Origin of the sequence: Formosa sp. A9, from assembly GCF_051200825.1 — a bacterium.
Classification (GTDB): Bacteria; Bacteroidota; Bacteroidia; order Flavobacteriales; family Flavobacteriaceae; genus Formosa.
In genome coordinates this window covers 94471-114946 of sequence record NZ_CP195158.1, presented here as the reverse complement: position 1 = coordinate 114946, position 20476 = coordinate 94471, and the positions used below count along the sequence as shown (strand labels likewise).

22 protein-coding genes, 1 tRNA gene and 1 pseudogene are annotated in these 20476 nt (G+C 39.6%); 7 read left to right on the top strand and 17 right to left on the bottom strand.

From position 1 onward, the window contains the following. Positions 1-120 precede the first annotated feature (120 nt). The 9 genes and pseudogenes from ACR9EA_RS00460 to ACR9EA_RS00420 form a co-directional block, all read right to left on the bottom strand. Complete coding sequence (locus ACR9EA_RS00460; protein WP_435139921.1) at positions 121-981, bottom strand: Fic family protein; 861 nt, start codon at positions 979-981, stop codon at positions 121-123. Between the two features lie 3 nt (positions 982-984). Beyond that, positions 985-1233, bottom strand: a pseudogene (locus tag ACR9EA_RS00455) (DUF4172 domain-containing protein); the annotation flags it as partial. A gap of 147 nt (positions 1234-1380) precedes the next feature. Next, the gene (locus ACR9EA_RS00450; protein WP_435135962.1) at positions 1381-1689 is read right to left on the bottom strand and encodes a DUF6730 family protein; all 309 of its coding nucleotides are present in this window, start codon (positions 1687-1689) and stop codon (positions 1381-1383) included. An 11-nt stretch (positions 1690-1700) separates the two neighbouring features. Continuing rightward, positions 1701-2525, bottom strand: a complete 825-nt coding sequence (locus tag ACR9EA_RS00445; RefSeq protein ID WP_435135960.1) for a relaxase/mobilization nuclease domain-containing protein — start codon at positions 2523-2525, stop codon at positions 1701-1703. Between the two features lie 38 nt (positions 2526-2563). Beyond that, positions 2564-3070, bottom strand: a complete 507-nt coding sequence (gene mbpA, locus ACR9EA_RS00440; RefSeq protein WP_435135958.1) for a mobilization protein MbpA — start codon at positions 3068-3070, stop codon at positions 2564-2566. Between the two features lies 1 nt (position 3071). Continuing rightward, entirely contained in the window at positions 3072-3926 is an 855-nt protein-coding gene (locus ACR9EA_RS00435; protein WP_435135956.1) for a toprim domain-containing protein, read from the bottom strand. Between the two features lie 299 nt (positions 3927-4225). Next, entirely contained in the window at positions 4226-5431 is a 1206-nt protein-coding gene (locus ACR9EA_RS00430) for a primase-helicase family protein (protein WP_435135954.1), read from the bottom strand. 36 nt (positions 5432-5467) lie between these two features. Continuing rightward, on the bottom strand, positions 5468-5752 hold the full coding sequence (locus tag ACR9EA_RS00425; protein WP_435135953.1) for a helix-turn-helix transcriptional regulator: 285 nt from the start codon (positions 5750-5752) through the stop codon (positions 5468-5470). Positions 5753-6266: 514 nt separating this feature from the next. Further along, positions 6267-6340 (bottom strand) — tRNA-Ala (locus ACR9EA_RS00420). A gap of 188 nt (positions 6341-6528) precedes the next feature. On the opposite strand from ACR9EA_RS00420, the gene ACR9EA_RS00415 reads away from it, so the two are divergent. Further along, a complete protein-coding gene (locus ACR9EA_RS00415) occupies positions 6529-7854 on the top strand; it encodes an MATE family efflux transporter (RefSeq protein WP_435135951.1) in 1326 nt (441 codons plus the stop codon). A 318-nt stretch (positions 7855-8172) separates the two neighbouring features. On the opposite strand, the gene ACR9EA_RS00410 is transcribed toward ACR9EA_RS00415, so the two are convergent. After that, positions 8173-8814, bottom strand: a complete 642-nt coding sequence (locus ACR9EA_RS00410) for a 2OG-Fe(II) oxygenase (protein ID WP_435135949.1) — start codon at positions 8812-8814, stop codon at positions 8173-8175. 140 nt (positions 8815-8954) lie between these two features. Between ACR9EA_RS00410 and ACR9EA_RS00405 the strand changes: the two genes are divergently transcribed. Together ACR9EA_RS00405 and ACR9EA_RS00400 are read left to right on the top strand one after the other, a co-directional pair. Next, positions 8955-9407, top strand: a complete 453-nt coding sequence (locus ACR9EA_RS00405; protein WP_435135947.1) for a 6-pyruvoyl trahydropterin synthase family protein — start codon at positions 8955-8957, stop codon at positions 9405-9407. A 539-nt stretch (positions 9408-9946) separates the two neighbouring features. Next, the gene (locus ACR9EA_RS00400) at positions 9947-10711 is read left to right on the top strand and encodes a UDP-2,3-diacylglucosamine diphosphatase (RefSeq protein WP_435135945.1); all 765 of its coding nucleotides are present in this window, start codon (positions 9947-9949) and stop codon (positions 10709-10711) included. 122 nt (positions 10712-10833) lie between these two features. On the opposite strand, the gene ACR9EA_RS00395 is transcribed toward ACR9EA_RS00400, so the two are convergent. From ACR9EA_RS00395 to ACR9EA_RS00365, 7 genes are all read right to left on the bottom strand, one after another. Beyond that, the gene (locus ACR9EA_RS00395) at positions 10834-12096 is read right to left on the bottom strand and encodes an MFS transporter (protein WP_435135943.1); all 1263 of its coding nucleotides are present in this window, start codon (positions 12094-12096) and stop codon (positions 10834-10836) included. A gap of 213 nt (positions 12097-12309) precedes the next feature. Beyond that, positions 12310-12669, bottom strand: a complete 360-nt coding sequence (locus ACR9EA_RS00390) for a DUF6686 family protein (protein ID WP_435135941.1) — start codon at positions 12667-12669, stop codon at positions 12310-12312. A gap of 141 nt (positions 12670-12810) precedes the next feature. Beyond that, positions 12811-14505: a single-stranded-DNA-specific exonuclease RecJ gene (recJ, locus tag ACR9EA_RS00385; RefSeq protein ID WP_435135939.1), complete on the bottom strand. Its 1695-nt coding sequence runs from the start codon at positions 14503-14505 to the stop codon at positions 12811-12813. A gap of 21 nt (positions 14506-14526) precedes the next feature. Then, positions 14527-14949, bottom strand: coding sequence for an OsmC family protein (locus ACR9EA_RS00380; protein ID WP_435135937.1), 423 nt, complete (start codon positions 14947-14949; stop codon positions 14527-14529). 161 nt (positions 14950-15110) lie between these two features. After that, positions 15111-15455, bottom strand: a complete 345-nt coding sequence (locus ACR9EA_RS00375) for a HopJ type III effector protein (protein WP_435135935.1) — start codon at positions 15453-15455, stop codon at positions 15111-15113. 15 nt (positions 15456-15470) lie between these two features. Continuing rightward, positions 15471-16142, bottom strand: coding sequence for a 16S rRNA (cytidine(1402)-2'-O)-methyltransferase (gene rsmI / locus ACR9EA_RS00370; RefSeq protein ID WP_435135933.1), 672 nt, complete (start codon positions 16140-16142; stop codon positions 15471-15473). Positions 16143-16234: 92 nt separating this feature from the next. Next, positions 16235-16984 carry a hypothetical protein gene (locus tag ACR9EA_RS00365; RefSeq protein WP_435135931.1) on the bottom strand — a complete coding sequence of 250 codons (750 nt, stop codon included), beginning with the start codon at positions 16982-16984 and terminating at the stop codon, positions 16235-16237. 102 nt (positions 16985-17086) lie between these two features. On the opposite strand from ACR9EA_RS00365, the gene ACR9EA_RS00360 reads away from it, so the two are divergent. The 4 genes from ACR9EA_RS00360 to ACR9EA_RS00345 all read left to right on the top strand — a co-directional run bounded on the left by ACR9EA_RS00360 (position 17087) and on the right by ACR9EA_RS00345 (position 20437). Continuing rightward, the gene (locus ACR9EA_RS00360; RefSeq protein ID WP_435135929.1) at positions 17087-17734 is read left to right on the top strand and encodes a thymidine kinase; all 648 of its coding nucleotides are present in this window, start codon (positions 17087-17089) and stop codon (positions 17732-17734) included. Next, positions 17727-18833: an alanine racemase gene (alr, locus tag ACR9EA_RS00355; protein WP_435135927.1), complete on the top strand. Its 1107-nt coding sequence runs from the start codon at positions 17727-17729 to the stop codon at positions 18831-18833. The genes ACR9EA_RS00360 and alr overlap by 8 nt, the downstream gene beginning before the upstream one ends. Positions 18834-18899: 66 nt before the next feature. Beyond that, entirely contained in the window at positions 18900-19310 is a 411-nt protein-coding gene (mscL, locus tag ACR9EA_RS00350; protein ID WP_435135925.1) for a large-conductance mechanosensitive channel protein MscL, read from the top strand. A 137-nt stretch (positions 19311-19447) separates the two neighbouring features. Continuing rightward, a complete protein-coding gene (locus tag ACR9EA_RS00345) occupies positions 19448-20437 on the top strand; it encodes an aspartate-semialdehyde dehydrogenase (RefSeq protein ID WP_435135923.1) in 990 nt (329 codons plus the stop codon). Positions 20438-20476 lie beyond the last annotated feature (39 nt).

The following is a 20476-nucleotide window of genomic DNA, read 5'->3' as shown; positions in this document are numbered from 1 at the left end:
TGATCAAGATAATATTTAACATAAAAACAATTGACATTAGGTTCTCTTTTAATACTAAAACATATGTTTTGGTTTTCCTTTTACCATAAAAAGAACTGTTAAATTAGATTACAAAGTATCTCACTTAATATTCAACCAATACCGAGTCCCTTTTAAAACCCCTGTTTTCAGTAGTATATTTTTATCTATAAGATCTTTTAAATCACGTGTTGCTGTTGAAGCAGATGTTTTGGCGATCCTGGTATAATTCTCAGCACTCAAGCCCCCTACAAACCCTTGTGGCCCTGCCGCAAATAATCGGTTCACCACCTTTAATTGCCGTTCATTCATTTTTTGGGAATATCGGTCAAAAAACTTGGCTTTTTCAATAGTGAAATCAATAAGCCTTAGGGTCTCTACCTGTGCCTCTATTATAGTTTGTCCAAAGTAAATCAACCAATCGGTAATTTCACATATCTTATTATTCTTCTCTAAAGCCTTATAGTAAGCCTTTTTATTGGATTCGATGGTTTTAGAAAGCGATATTAAAGCGGGTTGCCCTATACTTCTGGAAATAGATTTTTCCGACAAGGCACGGGCTATCCTACCGTTGCCATCTTCAAAAGGGTGGATACTCACAAAGTATAAATGGGCAATCCCAGCTTTTGCTATGGGCAGCAATGTATTAGGCTCTTCAAAATGACATTGGTTGAACCAACCTACAAAGCGTTCCATTTCTTGAGGCATGTCCACAGATGGCGGTGCTTCAAAATGGACAGTCGGCCTATCCAATCGTGCTGAAACCACTTGCATAGGATCCTCATGCGTTCTATACCTACCAATATCCATTAAATCACGCCTCCCATTGGTTAACATTTTGTGCCAATTAAACAGCTGTTGGTGCGATAAGGGACTAGAATAGTTACGGTATAGATCCACCATCATTTCAGAAATTCCAAATTCGGCCGGAGCCACTTTTCTTCGGTCTGCACTAAGTCCCAAGTTTTTCTTTATGGAAGACTGGATACTGTCCCGGTCCAAATATTCTCCTTCGATTTCTGAGGTCTTTAAAGCTTCATTGGACAATAGCTCAACCACAAACAACTCTTTATCGTCGCTGTCTATATGCTTAAGAGCCCCTGAAACCGTGCCTATATTTTTAGAAAATTGTAGTTCCAATGCCCTTAGTGCCTCTTCATTATAGGTGAAATTTGGCCACTCATCAGATTGCCAGTTCCATATTTTACGATTCATGAGCTATAATTTACTACTTTATAGCTCAAATATAACTTTTTTTTGAGCTATATTATAATAGTTTTTAGCCCATTTCATTGTTTTGAAACTTTCATGAACAATGAACAACCCCTTGGAGCGAACACCACGAACCCATTTTTTTTTATTTCAAAACACCCCTATCACCAATACCACGCTAAAACCCAAACAAAAAACGCAAACCACTATAAGCCAAATAAAATAGGACTTAATCCGTTTCACTCCATTTTCGAAGACATTCCCGAATTGCCTTATCGTATTTTGATGGTCGGCCATTTTCTTTTGGTGCTCATCCAAAAGGGATTTCAATTCTGTGAGATCCATCTGCACGGTGGTGTCCCGCAGGCCTTCATTGAGGCGCTCCAATCGTTCTATGCCCCGCTCAAAGTCCCTGAGCTCGTTGACCAATAGTTCCGTAATCTGTTCCAGTTTTGCCATAATATATCGTTTTAATAGCCTATTCCTTTATCAATAGCTCTTTTAATAATGAACTTGGCCACTTTCATCGCCAGGTTCGGTGTGATGTCCACCACCTTGCCGGCCAGCTTGACACTGATCCGCTTTTGGCCGTTTTGTTTGGTGATGGCCATGCCCTCCATGCCCGACAGTTGCCGGCCGATGTTACCCAGTGACATCTGCCGGTGCACGGCACTGCCCTTCAGGTTGTGCCCGCCGAACTCAAAACGGAAGCCCTGCAACTTGTTCTGTTTGTTGATGCAGGGTATCACCTCCACTTTGTTGGCCGCCATGGCCTTGACGTAATCCTCAAAGCTCTTGGGCTTCAACTGTTTTATGGCCATATCGTGCCGCCTTTTTATCTCTGCCCGTATTTCCCTCATATGGAACTCCTTTTCGAACTGTACTTGTTTCACCGTCGTCAATTGCATACGCTCCGCCACCCGCTCGGCGGCCTGTTGGCTCCGCTTCCCGATAAAGCTGTCGTTATAGGCCGTGCCCCTAAAATCGATGCGGTTCACATAAAGATGGATATGGGTGTGCTCCCGGTTGCGGTGCACAAAGGCTATGGCCTGACGCTCCCCCAGCTGCATCTGTTTGATGAATTCCCTGGTCAGGGCCTCCATTTCCTTTTTGCCCAGGGCCTTGCCATCCTCCACGGTGGGGCTGAGCACAAAGGACAGGGTGTTCTTCCGGCAGTGCTCGTTCTGCTCCTGTACCATTTCGAACTCCTTGGTAATCTCTACCGGGGATTCCCCGTGCAGGAACTCCCTGAGCACCACCTCGGCCTCCTTTTCCTGGTTCCAGCCATATTCCATCGAGGCCCTGGTATGCGCTATGCTCTTCCCCTTACCTATCATCTTTGGAACTTTTTTAGGTGGCCCTTTATCTCTTCGGCCAGGTCCAGAACGGTCCTCACCAGTTTGGGGTTCCGATTTTTGTACATATTGGCTATCCGTTTAAAGTTGTTGTGGTACTTGATGAGTATTTTATAGATCTCGATGTGCTCGTCGTCCATACGCTCGACAATTTCCTTTTTCAACGCGCACCTCCGGAGGTACTCGCTAAGGCTCAATCCACTTTGCTTGGCCTTGACCTTCAACAGTTTCTTTTCGAATACCGAACACCGAAACTTAACGAGTTCCCCTTTCCCCTTAAACACCTTTTTTCCTTTGCGACCATCGGGAGCAAACGAGAATGTGGCCACAGCCACACATCTCGAATTCCTACCCAGAACATTATCGTCTCCGTCCATGTTTCGTTCCAGTTCCAAGTCCAACTTGTCCGAGCGTTCCAGTACATCGGTAGGAATCTTGAGCTTCCGTTTTTCAGTTTTTGGGATTTCCTCTGGAATATGTTCCAAATCATCTTTGCTTAACATGGCACAGGTATTCGTTTAAATCTTTATAGCTTTTATAGTCCGTTCTTCTGTCGATGACATGGGGATTAATGTTTGTCAGATACCGCACAGCATTATCCCCAGCAACATCATTGTCCAAATAGAGTAAGGTTCGGTCATAATCGCACAAATAATCCGCTATATTTTTTATGAAGGCAATGGAGTTGATTACAAGGATATCCGAGGTGCCCATCAATTCAATATCCAGCATGGCCAGTGACAGCAAATCGAACATGCCCTCCAATATGATGAGCTGTCTGCTGCTGTGTTTCAGATGGGTGCAGTATTTCGGGCTGCTAGAATTCTTGAAGAACTTGTTGCGCAGTTCCCAACCGCCCCTATCGTTTTCCAGCCCGACCGCGAAATAGGATTTGCCCTTGACGGTGTACCAGACCTCCTTACAGTACATCCGTGCCACCATGGGGTCTATATGTCTTGATTTCTGGTACTGCAACAGTGCGGGGTGCTGTAACGGCTGGACTTTTATTATCCGTATGGCCGTTTCCCTTTCCCTAAAAACGGGTGGCTGCTGAAAAGAAAAAAGAGGATTCCCTTCATTTAAAAATCTTAGCGCCTCTTTCACCGAACAGCCCGATATTCTGCACACCAAATCAATAACATTACCGCCTATACCGGCACCGTAGTCGTACCATCGGTTCTTTCTTTTGGATACCTTGAAAGAGGCTTGCGTTTCTGACCGGAACGGACTCAGGAACCAAGCTTCTTTCTCCGTTGTGCGCTGTGGAAAGTGCCCGAGTTTTTCCAGTGCCTTCAACACGGAAAAACCTCGGGCTGTTTCACAGTTTATTTTTCTTTTCATCTGCATAAATTTTATTGTTTTTTATAGGCCAGATGCAATTCGCCATTAAGAACTTCCAAACCATACCTAGATAGAGTTATGGCTCATTTCATAAGCCAATGTGTTTTTGGTCATTTTTTTGATGTTTTGATGATTTCCTTCGGAATCCCCTGCCACTAATGGGATTTCCGGGTCATCAAATGGTCATCACGTCATCATTCTTCGTTTTCTTCTGCGTTGTTCCGTCATCATTATTTTTTTTGATGACAGAATGATGATTCTTTGATGACGGCCCCAGAGCAATAAAACCAACAGTTTTTCTACACCGTCATCAAATCATCAAAGTGTTCTGTTAAAAATGTTTTTTCCACGGTAAAGTACCTGCCCTTGGCATCCACGAAGGTCACTTTCCCGTCCGACCAGACCACAAATTTCTGGTAGCTGTTGGAGTTGCCCTGGTTGCTCAGTTGCCATTCCTTCTTCAACAATCTCCTTAGTTGGGTCAAATCCGTTTTCACCCGGGTCTTGTTCAGCGCCAATAGCGCATCCATTGGACAGAGGTCCACCGATTGCAGGTCAAACCGTTCCATGACGTCCATAAGGATACTGGCCAGTTCCTTTTCCACGCGGTTGCGGTTGTTCTGCACTAACTTGGTCAGTGCCCTGGTCTTTATTTGCTTTGGCGTGAACCACATCCGCGTGAGGTGCCTGGAGCTTAACTTGCGGTGCTCCAAGAAATGCATAAAGGCCGGAATCTCTGCGGTTAGTGCTTCCAAAAATTGTGTATCCTCTTGTTTTAGTACCGGCACCTTGATGACCCAGAACCGGGTCTCGTTGGCATCTATCTTAATGAAGCTTTCCTCGTTGTTGCTGCACAGGATGAACTTTCCGAAGAACTCCACCTCGCGCTTGTCCTTGCCCTTGGCCTCCAGTTTGTTGATGTTGGTGGTGCTCAGGTACTTGATGCGCTCGGTGAGCTCCTCCTTGTTGAACAATACCTCGTCGATGCATATCAACAATTTGTTCGCCCAATCGGCGTTGAACTGGCTACTGAAGCTATCGTTGGTCAGGTAGGTCAGGTTGTTCTCGAAGATGGCCTTCAGCCACTTCAAAAAGGTGCTCTTGCCCGTGGAGCGCTCCCTCGACACCAGACACAGGATGGGCAGCACCTGAATGGGCTTCAGGTACAGCAGCTGGAGGTAGTCCAGTCCCAGTTCGAAATGCCCGCCGAAAATGTGTTCCACGAATTCCAGTGACCTTTGGACGCTGCCTTCTTTCGGAGCATGGCCCAAGGGCGAATAGATGTTGTAGAAGCCGAGGTGCTCCCGTTTGAAGTCCACATGGCTCGGGATGCAGGTAAAACCATCGTATTTGGGGACCTTGGCCAAATGGCCCCTGCCGTGGTCCTGCCTGATGGTCTCGATGTTCCAGTGCACCAGGATGTCGTTGAAATGCCCGGCTATGGTCGGGGCCTTGACCCGCTTGTAGTACGAGGTGCCCACACGTATATAGGGAATCTGTTCCATATCGTTCGTTTTTTTTAGTTGACGGAATGGAACGCCCTAGCGTTTGTTGCGCAGGGTGTGTGCCAGGGCCTCGGCCTCCAGTTCATGTCTGCTCTTTCGCCGGTTCTGCAGCAGCCAGTCCACCAGCTTCTTCTTCTCGAAAAAGAGCATCTTGCCGTTGGGCTTGGAGTGCGGTATATTGCCCGAAGACGTAAGCTTATAGAGGTAGCTCCTCGATATTCCGGTGTAGTCGCAGGCCTCGTCGAAGGTCAGTACCTCCTTTTGGCCAATGAGCAGTTTTTCCAAACGGTCCAGCCGTTCGAGTATCAATAAATTGTCCATTTTATTTATTTTTTGGGTTGATAAAAATGAACAAAAGCGCTTTTGTTTGCCCTTACGGGACTATGGCAATAAAAGTATAAAACAGGGCTATTGGAAGGGAAACAAAACTGGAATAGTTATACACAAATATTTTATAATCAACATATTAAAACAAACCTAATCATGTAAAATGAGACGTTTTTTGCTCTGGTTTTATTTAGTATCGGATGGCTTTGAAACAGATTGTTTTATATGTGGATTTTTTTGGCCGATTTTGGGGTTTTGAAGAGTTATTAACAGGACTGAAGGGTAAATGGGACTAAAACCTGGTTTAAAAGAAATATTTTGAGTTTAAATCAAACAAATATTCCGCCCAAACACTTAAACGATTCAGGATTTTCATCTCTTAATTCGATATTTACCCCAAATCAATTCATTTTATTTAAAAAATTATGATTTATTTTTTTGCGTGCAAATTGCGTGCAAACAAAAAAGGCTCTAAAAGATTAAATCTTCTAAAGCCTTGCTGTTTCTGTGGAGAAGAGCGGACTCGAACCGCCGACCTCTTGACTGCCAGTCAAGCGCTCTAGCCAACTGAGCTACATCCCCATTTATGCGACCAAAATTACATTTTTTTCGCATATAAAACCAAAAAATCACACTTTTCACAACTATTAATCATAATTCATTCAATTTCCGACATTTACAACTTTAATTAAAATCTTATTTCTCTAAAAATTACAATATCATACTAATTAAAAACACGACCTTTGCCTCTTTAAACTATTTCCCCTTTAATGTTAGAAGCTTCTTTATCTTTAAAACAGATTAACAAATTAGCTATTCCCGCTATTATTGCAGGCATAAGTGAACCCATTTTATCTATTACAGACACGGCAATAGTGGGTAATGTTAATATACATCCTACCGAAGCTTTGGCTGCTGTGGGAATTGTAGGCACGTTTATCTCGATGCTGATTTGGGTATTGGGACAAAGCCGAAGCGCCATCTCGTCTATCATCTCGCAATATTTGGGTGCCGACAATTTAGATGCCGTTAAAAATCTGCCCGCTCAAGCCATCTTTTTAATTACAGGTTTAAGTCTTTGTATTATTTTAATAACCTACCCCTTAGCCGAATCTATTTTCAAACTCTACAACGCTTCCGGGCTTATATTAGACTACGCTAAAGTATATTATAGAATACGCGTTTTCGGTTTTCCGTTTACTCTATTTACTATTGCTGTTTTTGGCACATTCCGTGGCCTGCAAAACACCTATTACCCAATGGTAATTGCTATAATCGGATCTTGCTCCAACATCATTCTAGATTATGTTTTAGTGTACGGTATTCCCGAAATTATTCCAGCATTACACATTAAAGGTGCAGCTTATGCCAGCGTTATAGCACAGGTTCTAATGGCTTTATTATCGGGTATTTATTTATTCAAAAAAACAGATATTCCGTTACTTGTATCGTTTCCTTTTAATAAGGAAATACATAAATTCGTGATAATGATCCTTAATTTATTTGTGCGTACTCTGGCACTTAATGCAGCCTTATTTATGGCCAGTTCGTTCGCTACCAATTACGGAAAAGAATACATTGCAGCCTATACCATTGCCATAAACCTCTGGTTTTTTGGTGCTTTTTTAATCGATGGTTTTGCCAGTGCTGGTAATATTTTATCGGGTAAATTATTTGGCGCTAAACGCCCCGATTTACTGATGGCCTTAAGCAATAAACTGATTGTTTACGGAGTGGTTTCTGGACTTATTCTCGCTGCTTTGGGAGTACTATTTTATTATCCAATCGGACTAATATTTACAAAGCAACCAGCTGTTTTAAACGAATTCTACCACGTATTCTGGATAGTATTAGCCATGCAACCGCTTTGCGCTTTAGCCTTTATCTTCGACGGGATGTTTAAAGGTTTAGGAAAAATGAAATATTTAAGAAACGTTTTATTAGCCTCTACATTTTTGGTATTTATTCCTGTATTATTACTATTCGATCGTTTAGACTATAAGCTTTACGCCGTTTTTATTGCCTTTACCTTTTGGATGGCTGCTCGTGGTATTCCGTTAATTTTTAAATTCAGGCAACTTTTTTTAGTTCGGTAATATAATTCTTCTAAATTTGACCGTGAAGATGTAACCAAAACTCTAAAATAATGTTACTCGCGATCCAGGACATAGACATCGAACAAAAAATACAAAACGCCCCCGATTCCAGTTATCAGATAGGCGTTTTTATCGGTTCTATGCTACCTTTTGTTATTTTAGTACTTCTGGCATATCTGCTCTATAACTACAACAAAAAGAAAAACAAAGACTTATGAATATTTTAAACTTTTTAAGCGGAAACGGCCTGTTCCTAGTACTGGCTTTAGTACTGGTAATAATTTATGTTTACAACCGCACAAAAAATCGCCGTTAGGTTTAACGCGTTTTTAGCCAACCTGTAATGCTATACCGTTTAGTATTTACAGGTTTTACTTCGTGTTCCAACAGCTGACTTTCAAAAATAACAACACGCCCTGGAAACGGGTAAATTACTTTTTCAACCTCAACGCCGTTTTCGTTGGTATATATTACCAATTCGCCACCATTTTCAGGCAACCAATTTTCGTCGTTCAAATAACATACAAACGACAATTTTCTGCGGTCGTCGTTTTGAAACGTATCTAAATGCCGCTTGTAAAACGTACCTTTAGGATAAATAGCATAATGAAACTCCTTATGCAATATCCCCAAAAAACAAGTTCTGTTTAAATAGTGCACCAAGGCATTTATTTTGTTAAAAAACAAGGTTTCTGCTGCATTTTGCGTCTGCTCGTCTATCCAAAGAATCACATCGCCACGGATCGATTTTTCTATCGTTTCATTTACGCGATTGCCAATGGCAGCCCTCTTAAATGCATCATCCTCATATTTTAGTAAAATAGATTCCCGAAGTTTTAAAACCTCATCGGCATCAAAAAAGTCATCTACAATACTGTACTGCTGATTCAAAAGATCATCTATGACCCTCTCGTATAACGGATTTTCAGCAAGCTCCAAATGCTCAAAAAGCATTTGCATTAAAAGCGTCTATTCATTTAGTTACACCCTTAAATTTTAACATATTAGCCTATGTTTTCAACAAAAAGCGCGCAAATATAGGCGAAAAACAAATTGCTTTTACAAATTGGCTACCTTTGCACTGTTAAATTAATTTTGAAATGAGCAAGATTCGCATCACCAAACAATTCACTTTCGAAACCGGTCACGCCCTGTACGGCTACGACGGTAAATGCAAGAACGTCCACGGCCACAGCTACAAACTATCGGTTACCGTAATTGGCACGCCCATTACCGATAACAGCAACGTAAAATTTGGCATGGTAATCGATTTTGGCGATTTAAAAAAAATCGTAAAGCACGAAATTGTAGATGTCTTCGATCACGCTACCGTATTTAACAAAAACACACCACATGTAGAACTGGCGAAAGAACTGGAAACACGCGGACATAATGTGCTTTTGGTAGATTACCAGCCCACAAGCGAGATGATGGTAATCGATTTTGCTAAAAAAATTCAGCAACACCTTCCAGAACACATCCAGTTACACGCCTTAAAATTACAGGAGACCGAAAGCAGTTTTGCCGAGTGGTATGCCGCCGATAATAATTAGGGCGTTCCCCTAATGGGTCAGGCTTTCGCGAGTCGCTTTTTTAAGGTTTAATAACCTTAAAAAGAGCTCCAACAAACGCTCAATCCTTAACGCAAATTCTAACCAAAATTAACATTTAGAAATAACTAATGGCCTATCGAAAATTTATCGTAAGCCTATTTTTTTTTGGTTAGATCACGCTTTATTATCATAAATTATGGAGTTCTTGGATCTCTTAATATCGATTTCGTCTTTTATCAATGGAAAAAATGAACCACTTTAGACTGGAAGTCCATAGGTTTGAAACAGACTGAAAGTCTAATTATTTGTGTTCATTATAGCCACAAATACACGAATGGTTTTATAAAAACTATATCAATTATTCGTGCATTCGTGGCGCAAAAATATTTATAGAAACTGAAAATCTTGCTCTAAAAGTGCATAGTTTAAACTAACGACTGAGACCAATGAACAATAACCTATTTAGAAAATTAAAGATTTCAATATAAACTCATACTCCAATTTAAAAAAATCGAGAAAACAATTTTTATATTTACACCATGCAAATTCCCAACGGCAAATACATTTATTTTTCATCCGACAATCATCTGGGTGCTCCTACGGCAGAGGAATCTCTGCCACGAGAAAAAAAGTTTGTAGCCTGGCTGGATAGCATAAAACACGATGCCGCCGCCATTTTTCTGCTTGGCGATTTGTTCGATTTCTGGTTCGAATACAAAACCGTAGTACCAAAAGGCTTTGTAAGAACCTTAGGCAAGCTTGCCGAATTACGCGATGCAGGCATTCCCATTTACTTTTTTGTAGGGAATCACGATTTATGGATGGACGATTATTTCGAAACCGAACTCAACATCCCCGTGTACCACAAACCAAAGGAATTCACTTTTAACAACAAAACCTTTTTAATTGGTCATGGCGATGGTTTAGGACCTGGTGACAAAGGCTATAAACGCATGAAAAAAGTGTTTACCAATCCGTTTTCCAAATGGTTATTTCGTTGGTTACACCCCGATTTAGGCGTGCGTCTAGCCCAATATATGTCGGTTAAAAACAAACTGATTTCTGGCGATGAAGACGCTAAATTTTTAGGCGAAGACAACGAATGGCTCGTACAGTATTGCAAGCGCAAACTAGAAAGCAAACACTACGATTTTTTTGTTTTCGGACACCGCCACTTGCCTATGGAAGTTCAGCTAAACGATACGTCTAAATACTTTAATCTGGGCGACTGGATAAACTATTACACTTACGGAAAGTTTGATGGAGAAAAGTTTGAGTTGAAAGAACTTGACCCAAAAAGCTAGACAGCTGGAAGCTGGGCTAATTTGAAAATGCGTTAAAATAGTAATGCGTATTGAGCTTTTATTTTCAGTTACAAACCAATTTACCCAAGCAATTACCGTTTCACTAAACCACCGCTTCACTACTAACTAGAATGTTCCTCCAGATCTTTACGCAAATCCAAGCGTCTAAAACTTGGTGAAAACAGTCCGGTTGCTGTTACGATTAATAATGTCATACTTCCTCCAAATACCACTGCTGTAACAGTGCCCATTAGTTTTGCGGTTAAACCACTTTCAAAAGCGCCTAATTCATTAGAAGATCCCACAAACATCGAATTTACGGAAGCCACACGACCGCGCATATGGTCGGGTGTTTTTAGCTGTAAAATGGTCTGGCGAATCACCATGGAAATACCATCGAAAACCCCGCTAAAAAACAGTGCGCCTACCGAAATCCAAAACCAGGTGGAGAGTCCGAAGACAATAATACTTGCTCCAAATCCAAAAATAGCTACGAGGAGTTTCATACCTGCATTTTTATTTAAAGGCACATAGGCCGAAATAAGCATGGTAATGCAAGCTCCTACCGCTGGCGCAGCACGCAGTACACCAAAACCTTGCGGCCCTACTTTTAAAATATCCTGAGCAAAAACAGGCAACAAGGCTACAGCACCACCAAATAATACCGCAACCATATCTAAAGTTATGGCTCCTAAAATGGCTTTGGTATTAAACACAAACTTCACACCTTCTTTTAAACTCTGCATAACAGGCTCGCCTATCTTCGGATTTAAAATAGGTTTTTTAGAAATTTGTGTCAAAGCCAACAAGGCCGTTACAGCAAAACCAACAATTAAACACATAGACCAATGCACACCAATTAAGTGTATGGAAAACCCCGCCAGCGCAGGCCCTAAAACCGCTCCCATTTGCCACACCGAGCTGCTCCACGTAGCCGCATTAGGATAAACTTTTTTAGGCACTACCAAGGCCATTAACGAAAAGATAGTTGGCCCCAGAAATGCGCGAACGAATCCACCTAAAAACACCAATGCATAAATGGCGTATAGTACAGAATGCTCAGAAAATCCTGCAACCATTCTAGGCCAAGTTAGCAGAAACAAGCCCAAACTAATTACCGAAAAACCCGCAATACATGTAAACAATAAATTCCGCTTTTCTTTTTGGTCTACGATATGCCCCGCAAACAAAGCCATGGAAACTGCAGGAATCACTTCCATTAGCCCGATAATGCCCAAAGACAACGGATTTTTAGTCAAACTATACACCTGCCATTCGATAACGATAAACTGCATGGACCAAGCAAATACCATAGCAAAACGCACCAATAAAAACCAATTGAATTCTTTATAACGCAGGGCTGCGTAAGGGTCTTGTTGTTTCATAAGGATTTGTAATTGAAACCAAAAATACGGTTAATTTGATTAGGGTAAGACTTTAGTAGTGCGTAGTTAGCAATGAGATCCAGGACAGCTGTATACTAGAATATAACCTAATAACATGTATCGATTTAAATATGAGCTAATTTGAACATTTACGATTGAAGTCCTTACACTACTTTTTATCTACTACTGCCAAACGCAAATTGCTACTGAATACTAATTCTTACAAAGCTCATTCACGTAATCGTGCAAATGAATATGAAATAGAGTACCGTTTATTAAATCGTCTATCTCTTGTAATTCTGCCGAATTTATCGCTAAATCTACCTGCTTACTTGGTGTTTTTAAAAGCATATTTCTGCTATAATCTTGGCGCTTACACTTAAAACAGGGATTTGATTGCTTAACAATATGTACTTGCTTCCTAAATTGAATAATTTCGTTATAGGTTAAATAAAACCCCATATCTCGAAAAATAATTTGAATTTTAGGCGTCTTGGTCTTTTCTGCTTCTTGGTTCCAAATAAACGCCACCCCAAAGTCGTTATGATATAATTTATTAATGTCTTGGCTCATAAGCTATACTTTTGAGCTACTAAATTAACCGATTATTTATAATTAATCTAAATAAAAATAAATTATTTTTTTATTGATAAATAAACAAGGCTTTAAAAAAAAGAAAGTATTGTCCTTTAAGACACCAAATATTGTAAATACTTACCACGTGTTTAAATCCCGAAGTTTCAGCTGCAAACTCACCTCCCCATTCCAATGGTTTTCATCAACAGAATATGCAATATTAAAAGGTTTGGTAGTAGATACGATATCGATTTTATCGCCTAAACCAAATCCTATACCGGTAAAAGTTGGGGCGTTAGGCTGTTTTAGTACAACTCTTAAATGCTCTTCGTCTTTTCCAACTTTTTTACTATATCCGGTATCTAACACATCTTCGGTTATAAAAATTGGCGACATATTTCCTGGGCCAAGCGGCGCAAACTGCTTTAAAATACGGTAAAACTTAGGCGTGATCTCATTAAAAGAGATTCTAGCATCTATCTTAAGTTCTGGAGTTAACAATTTACGATCGATTGTATTAGATACAGCATCCTCAAAAGCTTGTTTAAACGCCTCGTAATTTTCTTGCTTTAATGTTAAACCTGCTGCGTATTTGTGACCACCAAACTGCTCGATATGCTCGCTACAAGCTTCCAAAGCATTATATACATCAAATCCAATTACAGAACGTGCCGATGCCGCTAACTTGTCTCCACTTTTGGTGAACACCAATGTGGGACGGTAATACGTTTCGGTTAAACGCGACGCCACAATACCAATAACACCCTTATGCCAATCTTCTTGATACACTACTGTGGTTAAACGCTCTTGTTCCTTATTCGTTTCAATTTGGATTAACGCCTGTTTGGTAATATCCTGATCGGCTTCACGTCGATCTAAATTAAACTGTTCTATCTCTGCTGCAAATTGCTCGGCCAATGTCAAATCTTGTTCTGTAAGTAATTGCACGGCGTAATTGCCGTGTTTCATACGTCCAGCAGCATTGATTCTTGGCGCAACTATAAATACGACATCGGTAATGGTGAATTCTGTTTTTTTCACCTGATTTAAAATGGCTTGAATTCCAGCTCTCGGATTGCTGTTTATCACTTGAAGTCCGTAATAGGCCAACACCCTATTTTCACCTGTAATGGGTACAATATCGGCACCAATGGCTGTCGCTACTAAATCTAGATACACTTGTAAATCCTGAAGTCCTAAACCTTCACGTTCGGCCAAAGCCTGAATCAGTTTAAACCCTACTCCACAACCACAAAGTTCTTTATATGGGTATTTACAATCGTCGCGTTTTGGATCGAGTACAGCAGCTGCATCTGGAAGTTCTGCACCTGGCCGGTGGTGATCACAGATAATAAAATCGATGCCTTTCTCCTTGGCATAAGCCACTTTATCGATAGCTTTTATACCACAGTCTAAAGCCACAATAAGTGTTATGTCGTTGTCGTGTGCAAAATCGATGCCTTTATACGACACGCCGTAACCTTCGTCGTAACGATCGGGAATGTAGGTCGCAATATTATCTTGGCGTGTTCGTAAATATGAACTTATTAAAGCCACCGAGGTGGTGCCATCGACATCGTAATCGCCATAAACCATAATATTTTCGCCCGCTTCCAGAGCTTGCTCTATTCTAGCCACCGCTTTATCCATATCACGCATTAAAAACGGATCGTGTAATTCGCTTAAATCTGGTCGGAAAAACGATTTAGCCGCGTCGTAAGTTTCGATACCACGCTGAATGAGTAAAGTAGCAATTACCTCATCTACTTGCAGGGCATTTTTTAAGGCTTCAATTTTATGAGATTCTGGTTTGGGTTTTATGGTCCAACGCATACAAAATTCTAAATACTGTTTTTACTGGTTATGAAAATGTGAAGTAACTTTTATTTCGGCAAAACGACGAAACATTTCCATAACGCCACAATATTTATCAACTGAAAGATTTACAGCACGATTAATTTTTTTCTCGTCTAAATCGTTCCCATAAAAATGATAATCTACCGTAACCGTGTGGTAGTAAGATGGTATTTCTTCGGTTAAATGGCCTTCAATTACAATTTTAAAATCGTCTATTGCAACCTTCATTTTTTCCAGCATTGGTGTAATATCCACACCCGAACAACCTGCCAAAGCCGTAAGCATTAAGGCCTTTGGACGCAAGCCTTCGCCTTTACCTCCATTTTCTGGTCCCAAATCTATAAACACTGAATTTCCGCTTGGATTATCAGACTCGAACTTTACATTTTTTTTCCACTGGGTAGTTACAATATGCGACATGATTTCTTAGATTTTAATTGAAAAATCAAAAATACTATTTAATTTACTAATGTAACAATGTTGCAATGTACTAATGGTGCAATATGGTAATTGGAATTTGGTTGATAATTGGAGAGTATTTCCTAATCAGTCTATAATTTAAATTTTCAATTCTTTGAGAACTACTTAGCTTTCAGCGGTTCACCGTCAAACTGCACTCCTTCAAAACCAGTTTCCATAAAATTACGAATGTTTTGATGCCCTGAACCATTAGGATCCTGTAACACATCTTGAAAATAAAACTGCCCAAAACAAGCCAATGTTTCTGTCTTTGTAAAACCTTGCAATTTGGCAAAAGCCAATAATTTACAAGACCCTGAATTTTCACCAGCTTGGTTTTCTACATCTCCGTTAGTAAAGTGTGTGGGTGTAAATTGGTAATTCTCGTCTATAACAGCCATTGTATCTGCAAAAACTATACGTTCTGGTGTATTTTGCAATTTTTGTTTAAATGTATCTATCGTCATTTTAAGTCTTTTAAATTATTTTTTACCTCCAACTACAATTACTATTTCTCCTTTTGGCGGCTTATTGGTGTAATAGTCTAATACTTCTTTTGCTGTGCCTCTAACGGTTTCTTCGTACAATTTGGTAAGCTCTCGAGATACCGAAACGGGTCTGTCGTCTCCAAAATACTCGCAAAATTGCGTTAAAGTCTTTATCAGTTTATGCGGTGATTCGTAAAAAATAATAGTACGTGTTTCTTCGGCTAATACCATCAGTCGTGTTTGGCGCCCTTTTTTAACGGGTAAAAATCCTTCGAACACAAACTTATCGTTGGGCAAGCCCGAGTTTACTAAAGCCGGCACAAAGGCTGTAGCGCCTGGAAGGCATTCCACTGGAATATTATTTTCTACACAGGCTCGGGTTAACAAAAATCCAGGATCGGAAATTGCTGGCGTACCAGCATCGCTAATTAGCGCTATGGTTGTTCCTGCTTTTAATTTTTGCACCAAATTATCGACCGTTTTATGTTCGTTGTGCATATGGTGCGACTGTGATGGAGTGGCAATATCGAAGTGTTTTAATAATTTTCCAGAGGTTCTGGTATCTTCGGCTAAAATTAAATCGGCTGCTTTTAGTACAGTAATGGCTCTAAAAGTCATATCTTCTAAATTACCGATGGGTGTAGGAACTATATATAATTTGCTCATATGTATTGTAATGGCAAGAACAAAGTCGTGCCCAAATATCAATTAACGCACAACTATTTATTAAACTAATGGTTAAGGCAATTAAGTTTTATTTAATTGAATCTGGCTTCTATAATTTCCATAAAACGCTCTTCGAACACCTCTTTACCTTGCCAATTATTGTATTCTGTTTTTACGACATTCTGAATCAGGTTTCGAGCTTCTTCAAAATCACTACTGGTGTTTACCTGAGCAATAACGCGGTGATATTCTTCGTTACTGCCATCGAACAACTGTTTTATAAACGCCAATTTATCGTTTAAGCCTATATTTAATCCACCACCTTTTAATTTATCGTTTAAGGATTTTTTGGTGTTGGTTAACAACGGATTTTTAACAGGTTCGAAAACGGGTGTATCTTTAAAATCGGCTGTAAGATCATCAAAATCGTTGGATTGGTAATTTTGTTCTGGAGTAACTGCTTCAAATAAATCGTCTACGGCATCAGCCTCTTCGGGCATTTGTGCTACGATATCCTTAATTTTTTCCATTAAAGGCTCGATAATAGCTTCATTATCTTCCTCGACCTCATCAACTTCTTCCTTCACATACACGTTATTATTCAACTCTATACTATCGGTAACAGTATTATTAAACGCTTTATCTAACATCCCAAAAAACGAGGAATCATTTGCAATAGTAGCTGGTGAATCTTTAAAATTATCTTGAAGAAATTTTAACGCCGAAAGCTTTTCAAAAAGTTCAGAAACTTCTGTATGTATGGTATTAAGGTCTTCAAAATCTTTCATACCAAGAATACGATATGCAACATCTTTAATTTCCGATTCTAACTTCTTCTTCATAACTTTTAGATTTAAACTATTTTCGCCTTTTGATTTTTAATAAATTTACGCCACCTTTAGGGCAGACCTGGGTTTGTCTAATTTTAGTGTTAAAATTACAAAATGTTTCTCGAAAATACAGTAAATCATAAAGAACAATTTGGGTGGATAGAAGTGATATGCGGATCGATGTTCTCTGGAAAAACCGAAGAATTAATTCGCAGACTTAAGCGCGCACAGTTTGCCAAACAGAAAGTAGAAATCTTTAAACCCTCTGTAGATGTGCGTTACAACGAAGACATGGTGGTTTCGCACGATGCCAACGAAATACGATCTACTCCTGTTCCCGCCGCAGCAAATATTCCTATTTTAGCAGATGGTTGCGATGTGGTAGGTATAGATGAAGCTCAGTTTTTCGACGACGAGATTGTTAGAGTATGCAACGATTTAGCCAATAAAGGTATTCGTGTTATTGTAGCTGGTTTAGACATGGATTTTAAAGGAAATCCGTTTGGCCCTATGCCCAATTTAATGGCTACCGCCGAATATGTTACCAAAGTACACGCCATTTGCACCAGAACTGGTAATTTGGCACAATACAGTTACAGAAAATCTAAAAGCGACGCATTGGTTTTACTTGGTGAAACCGAAGAATACGAACCCTTAAGCCGTGCCGCTTTTTATAAAGCCATGCTAAGAGACAAGGTTAAAAACATGATAGTTAACGATCCCGAAGACCTTTCGCCTAAACCTAAAGATCCCAATGCCTAAAGCTCAGGAAACCATTCTGGAAATAGATTTAAAGGCATTACAACACAATATAAACTACCTTAAATCTAAATTAAAACCAGGCACAAAATTTCTTGCCGTGGTTAAAGCTTTTGCTTATGGAAACAAGCCAGAGGCTATTGCCAGTTTTTTAGAACATTTAAATGTAGACTATTTTGCTGTGGCTTACACTAGCGAAGGCATTGCTTTAAGACAAGCTGGTGTTACCAAACCTATTTTGGTATTACACCCGCAAACTGTTAGTTTTTCCGATTTAATAGAACATAAATTAGAACCGAATTTATACAGCCTTAAAATTCTTTCAGAATTTATCGCCTTGGCCGAAAACAGACAGTTAAATAAATACCCGATACATTTAAAATTCAACACGGGACTAAACCGTTTAGGATTTTCTAAAAACGATATCCCAAACATATTAACCCTACTAAGCCCAACGCAAAACGTTACAGTTGCCTCTGTCTTTTCTCACTTGGCTGCAAGCGAAGATTTAAACGAACGCGAATTTTCGGAACAGCAAATAGGACTTTTTAAAACCATTACAAGCGACTTATTAAAATCATTAAAAAGCACACCACTATTACACATGTGCAACACTTCGGGCATTTTAAATTATCCTGAAGCGCATTTCGATATGGTTAGAAGCGGGATAGGTATGTATGGTTATGGTAATTCCGAAAAGGAAAATAAAAGCTTAATCCCAATTGGTACTTTAAAAACCGTTATTTCGCAAATACACCATATTCCTAAAAACGAAAGTGTAGGGTATAATAGAGCTTTTAAAAGCAACACAGCCACAACCATTGCCACTTTACCCATTGGACATGCCGATGGTATTGGCAGACAATATGGTAACGGCAAAGGATTTGCCACCATTAACGGACAACGCGCACCCATAGTTGGTAATGTGTGTATGGATATGATTATGGTAGACATTACCAACATACCGTGCCAAGAAGGCGACGAAGTAATCCTATTTGGTAAAAACCCAACTGCCGAAACTTTTGCCGCTACAGCCAACACAATTTCTTACGAACTTTTAACAGGACTCTCCCAACGCATAAAACGCGTTATTTTAAAATAGTTTTTACCCCTATTGTTTTTTCAATTTTTTGGTTACTTTAGTACTTATTAATCAATCCTAAAAACTATGGCGTTCTTTAAAGATTTTAAAGCCTTCCTTATGAAAGGCGACATTATTAATTTAGCTACTGCAGTAATTGTTGGTGGTGCTTTCGGAAAAATTGTAACTTCTTTTACCAATGATATTTTAATGCCTCCTATAGGCATGCTATTGGGAGATGTTAATTTTACCGATTTAAAACTTGTTCTAAAAGAAGCAACAACCAATGCCGCCGGCGAAGCTATTCCTGCAGTCACTATTAACTACGGAAGCTTTATACAAGTTATTATAGATTTTATAATTATTGGCTTTTGTATTTTTATGGTTTTAAAAGCCTACGAAAAGACCAAGAAAAAAGAAGAAGAGGCACCTGCACCTCCTGCTGGCCCAACGCAAGAAGAATTACTTGCCGAGATTAGAGATCTTCTAAAAAAATAATCTTTGTTAAATAAATAACATTTTGTTATTTGTTGTTAAAAAGCCTTGGTTTCAAACAAACTAAGGCTTTTTTTAAATTATTAATACTTAGTTTTGTTTTTCATTAAAAAGAAAACAGTTTTAAACACAATATAAAAATGAAAGTAGCAGTTGTAGGTGCCACTGGTATGGTTGGCGAAGTAATGCTTAGAGTTCTTGCAGAACGTAATTTTCCATTAACAGAATTAATTCCTGTAGCATCAGAGCGATCTGTAGGTAAAACCATTTCATATAAAGATAAAGACTATAAAGTAGTAGGTTTAGAAACTGCCGTAGCTATGCAACCCGATATTGCTTTATTTTCGGCTGGTGGCGACACCTCTCTAGAATGGGCTCCAAAATTTGCCGCTGCAGGTACTACGGTAGTGGATAATTCTTCGGCTTGGCGAATGGACCCTTCAAAAAAACTTGTTGTTCCTGAAATTAATGCTTCAGAATTAACAAAAGACGATAAAATTATAGCAAACCCTAATTGCTCTACCATACAACTTGTTATGGCTCTGGCACCGCTTCATAAAAAATATAATATGAAACGTGTTGTTGTATCTACTTACCAATCGGTATCTGGTACTGGTGTAAAAGCCGTAAAACAATTAGAAAACGAAATTGCAGGTGTAGAAGGCGAAATGGCTTACCCTTACCCAATTGGTAGAAATGCGTTACCACATTGCGACATCTTTTTAGATAATGGTTACACTAAAGAGGAAATGAAATTAGCCAAAGAACCTCAAAAAATATTAGGCGATAATTCGTTTTCGGTATCGGCTACAGCTGTAAGAATACCAACCGCCGGAGGGCATTCTGAATCTGTAAATGTTGAGTTTGAAAATGATTTCGACTTAGCTGAAGTTAGACAACTTTTAAGCGAAACTCCAGGCGTAGTTGTACAAGATAATACAGACACCAATACGTACCCAATGCCAATTTATGCACACGATAAAGATGAAGTTTTTGTTGGCCGTATTAGAAGAGACGAAACTCAAGCAAACACCATTAACATGTGGATTGTAGCCGACAACCTGCGTAAAGGTGCTGCCACAAACACTATTCAAATTGCAGAATATTTAATAGAAAACAACCTGATATAATATAAATTCTTATTAAAGGTCATTAAAAAGCTCTTATGC

Bases quoted from the DNA above. Each gene is read 5' to 3' on its own strand.
- ACR9EA_RS00450 (WP_435135962.1), bottom strand. From the start codon at position 1,689: ATGGCAAAACTGGAACAGATTACGGAACTATTGGTCAACGAGCTCAGG.
- ACR9EA_RS00445 (WP_435135960.1), bottom strand. From the start codon at position 2,525: ATGGAATATGGCTGGAACCAGGAAAAGGAGGCCGAGGTGGTGCTCAGG.
- ACR9EA_RS00435 (WP_435135956.1), bottom strand. From the start codon at position 3,926: ATGAAAAGAAAAATAAACTGTGAAACAGCCCGAGGTTTTTCCGTGTTG.
- ACR9EA_RS00430 (WP_435135954.1), bottom strand. From the start codon at position 5,431: ATGGAACAGATTCCCTATATACGTGTGGGCACCTCGTACTACAAGCGG.
- ACR9EA_RS00425 (WP_435135953.1), bottom strand. From the start codon at position 5,752: ATGGACAATTTATTGATACTCGAACGGCTGGACCGTTTGGAAAAACTG.
- ACR9EA_RS00415 (WP_435135951.1), top strand. From the start codon at position 6,529: ATGTTAGAAGCTTCTTTATCTTTAAAACAGATTAACAAATTAGCTATT.
- ACR9EA_RS00410 (WP_435135949.1), bottom strand. From the start codon at position 8,814: ATGCAAATGCTTTTTGAGCATTTGGAGCTTGCTGAAAATCCGTTATAC.
- ACR9EA_RS00405 (WP_435135947.1), top strand. From the start codon at position 8,955: ATGAGCAAGATTCGCATCACCAAACAATTCACTTTCGAAACCGGTCAC.
- ACR9EA_RS00400 (WP_435135945.1), top strand. From the start codon at position 9,947: ATGCAAATTCCCAACGGCAAATACATTTATTTTTCATCCGACAATCAT.
- ACR9EA_RS00395 (WP_435135943.1), bottom strand. From the start codon at position 12,096: ATGAAACAACAAGACCCTTACGCAGCCCTGCGTTATAAAGAATTCAAT.
- ACR9EA_RS00390 (WP_435135941.1), bottom strand. From the start codon at position 12,669: ATGAGCCAAGACATTAATAAATTATATCATAACGACTTTGGGGTGGCG.
- recJ (WP_435135939.1), bottom strand. From the start codon at position 14,505: ATGCGTTGGACCATAAAACCCAAACCAGAATCTCATAAAATTGAAGCC.
- ACR9EA_RS00380 (WP_435135937.1), bottom strand. From the start codon at position 14,949: ATGTCGCATATTGTAACTACCCAGTGGAAAAAAAATGTAAAGTTCGAG.
- ACR9EA_RS00375 (WP_435135935.1), bottom strand. From the start codon at position 15,455: ATGACGATAGATACATTTAAACAAAAATTGCAAAATACACCAGAACGT.
- rsmI (WP_435135933.1), bottom strand. From the start codon at position 16,142: ATGAGCAAATTATATATAGTTCCTACACCCATCGGTAATTTAGAAGAT.
- ACR9EA_RS00365 (WP_435135931.1), bottom strand. From the start codon at position 16,984: ATGAAGAAGAAGTTAGAATCGGAAATTAAAGATGTTGCATATCGTATT.
- ACR9EA_RS00360 (WP_435135929.1), top strand. From the start codon at position 17,087: ATGTTTCTCGAAAATACAGTAAATCATAAAGAACAATTTGGGTGGATA.
- alr (WP_435135927.1), top strand. From the start codon at position 17,727: ATGCCTAAAGCTCAGGAAACCATTCTGGAAATAGATTTAAAGGCATTA.
- mscL (WP_435135925.1), top strand. From the start codon at position 18,900: ATGGCGTTCTTTAAAGATTTTAAAGCCTTCCTTATGAAAGGCGACATT.
- ACR9EA_RS00345 (WP_435135923.1), top strand. From the start codon at position 19,448: ATGAAAGTAGCAGTTGTAGGTGCCACTGGTATGGTTGGCGAAGTAATG.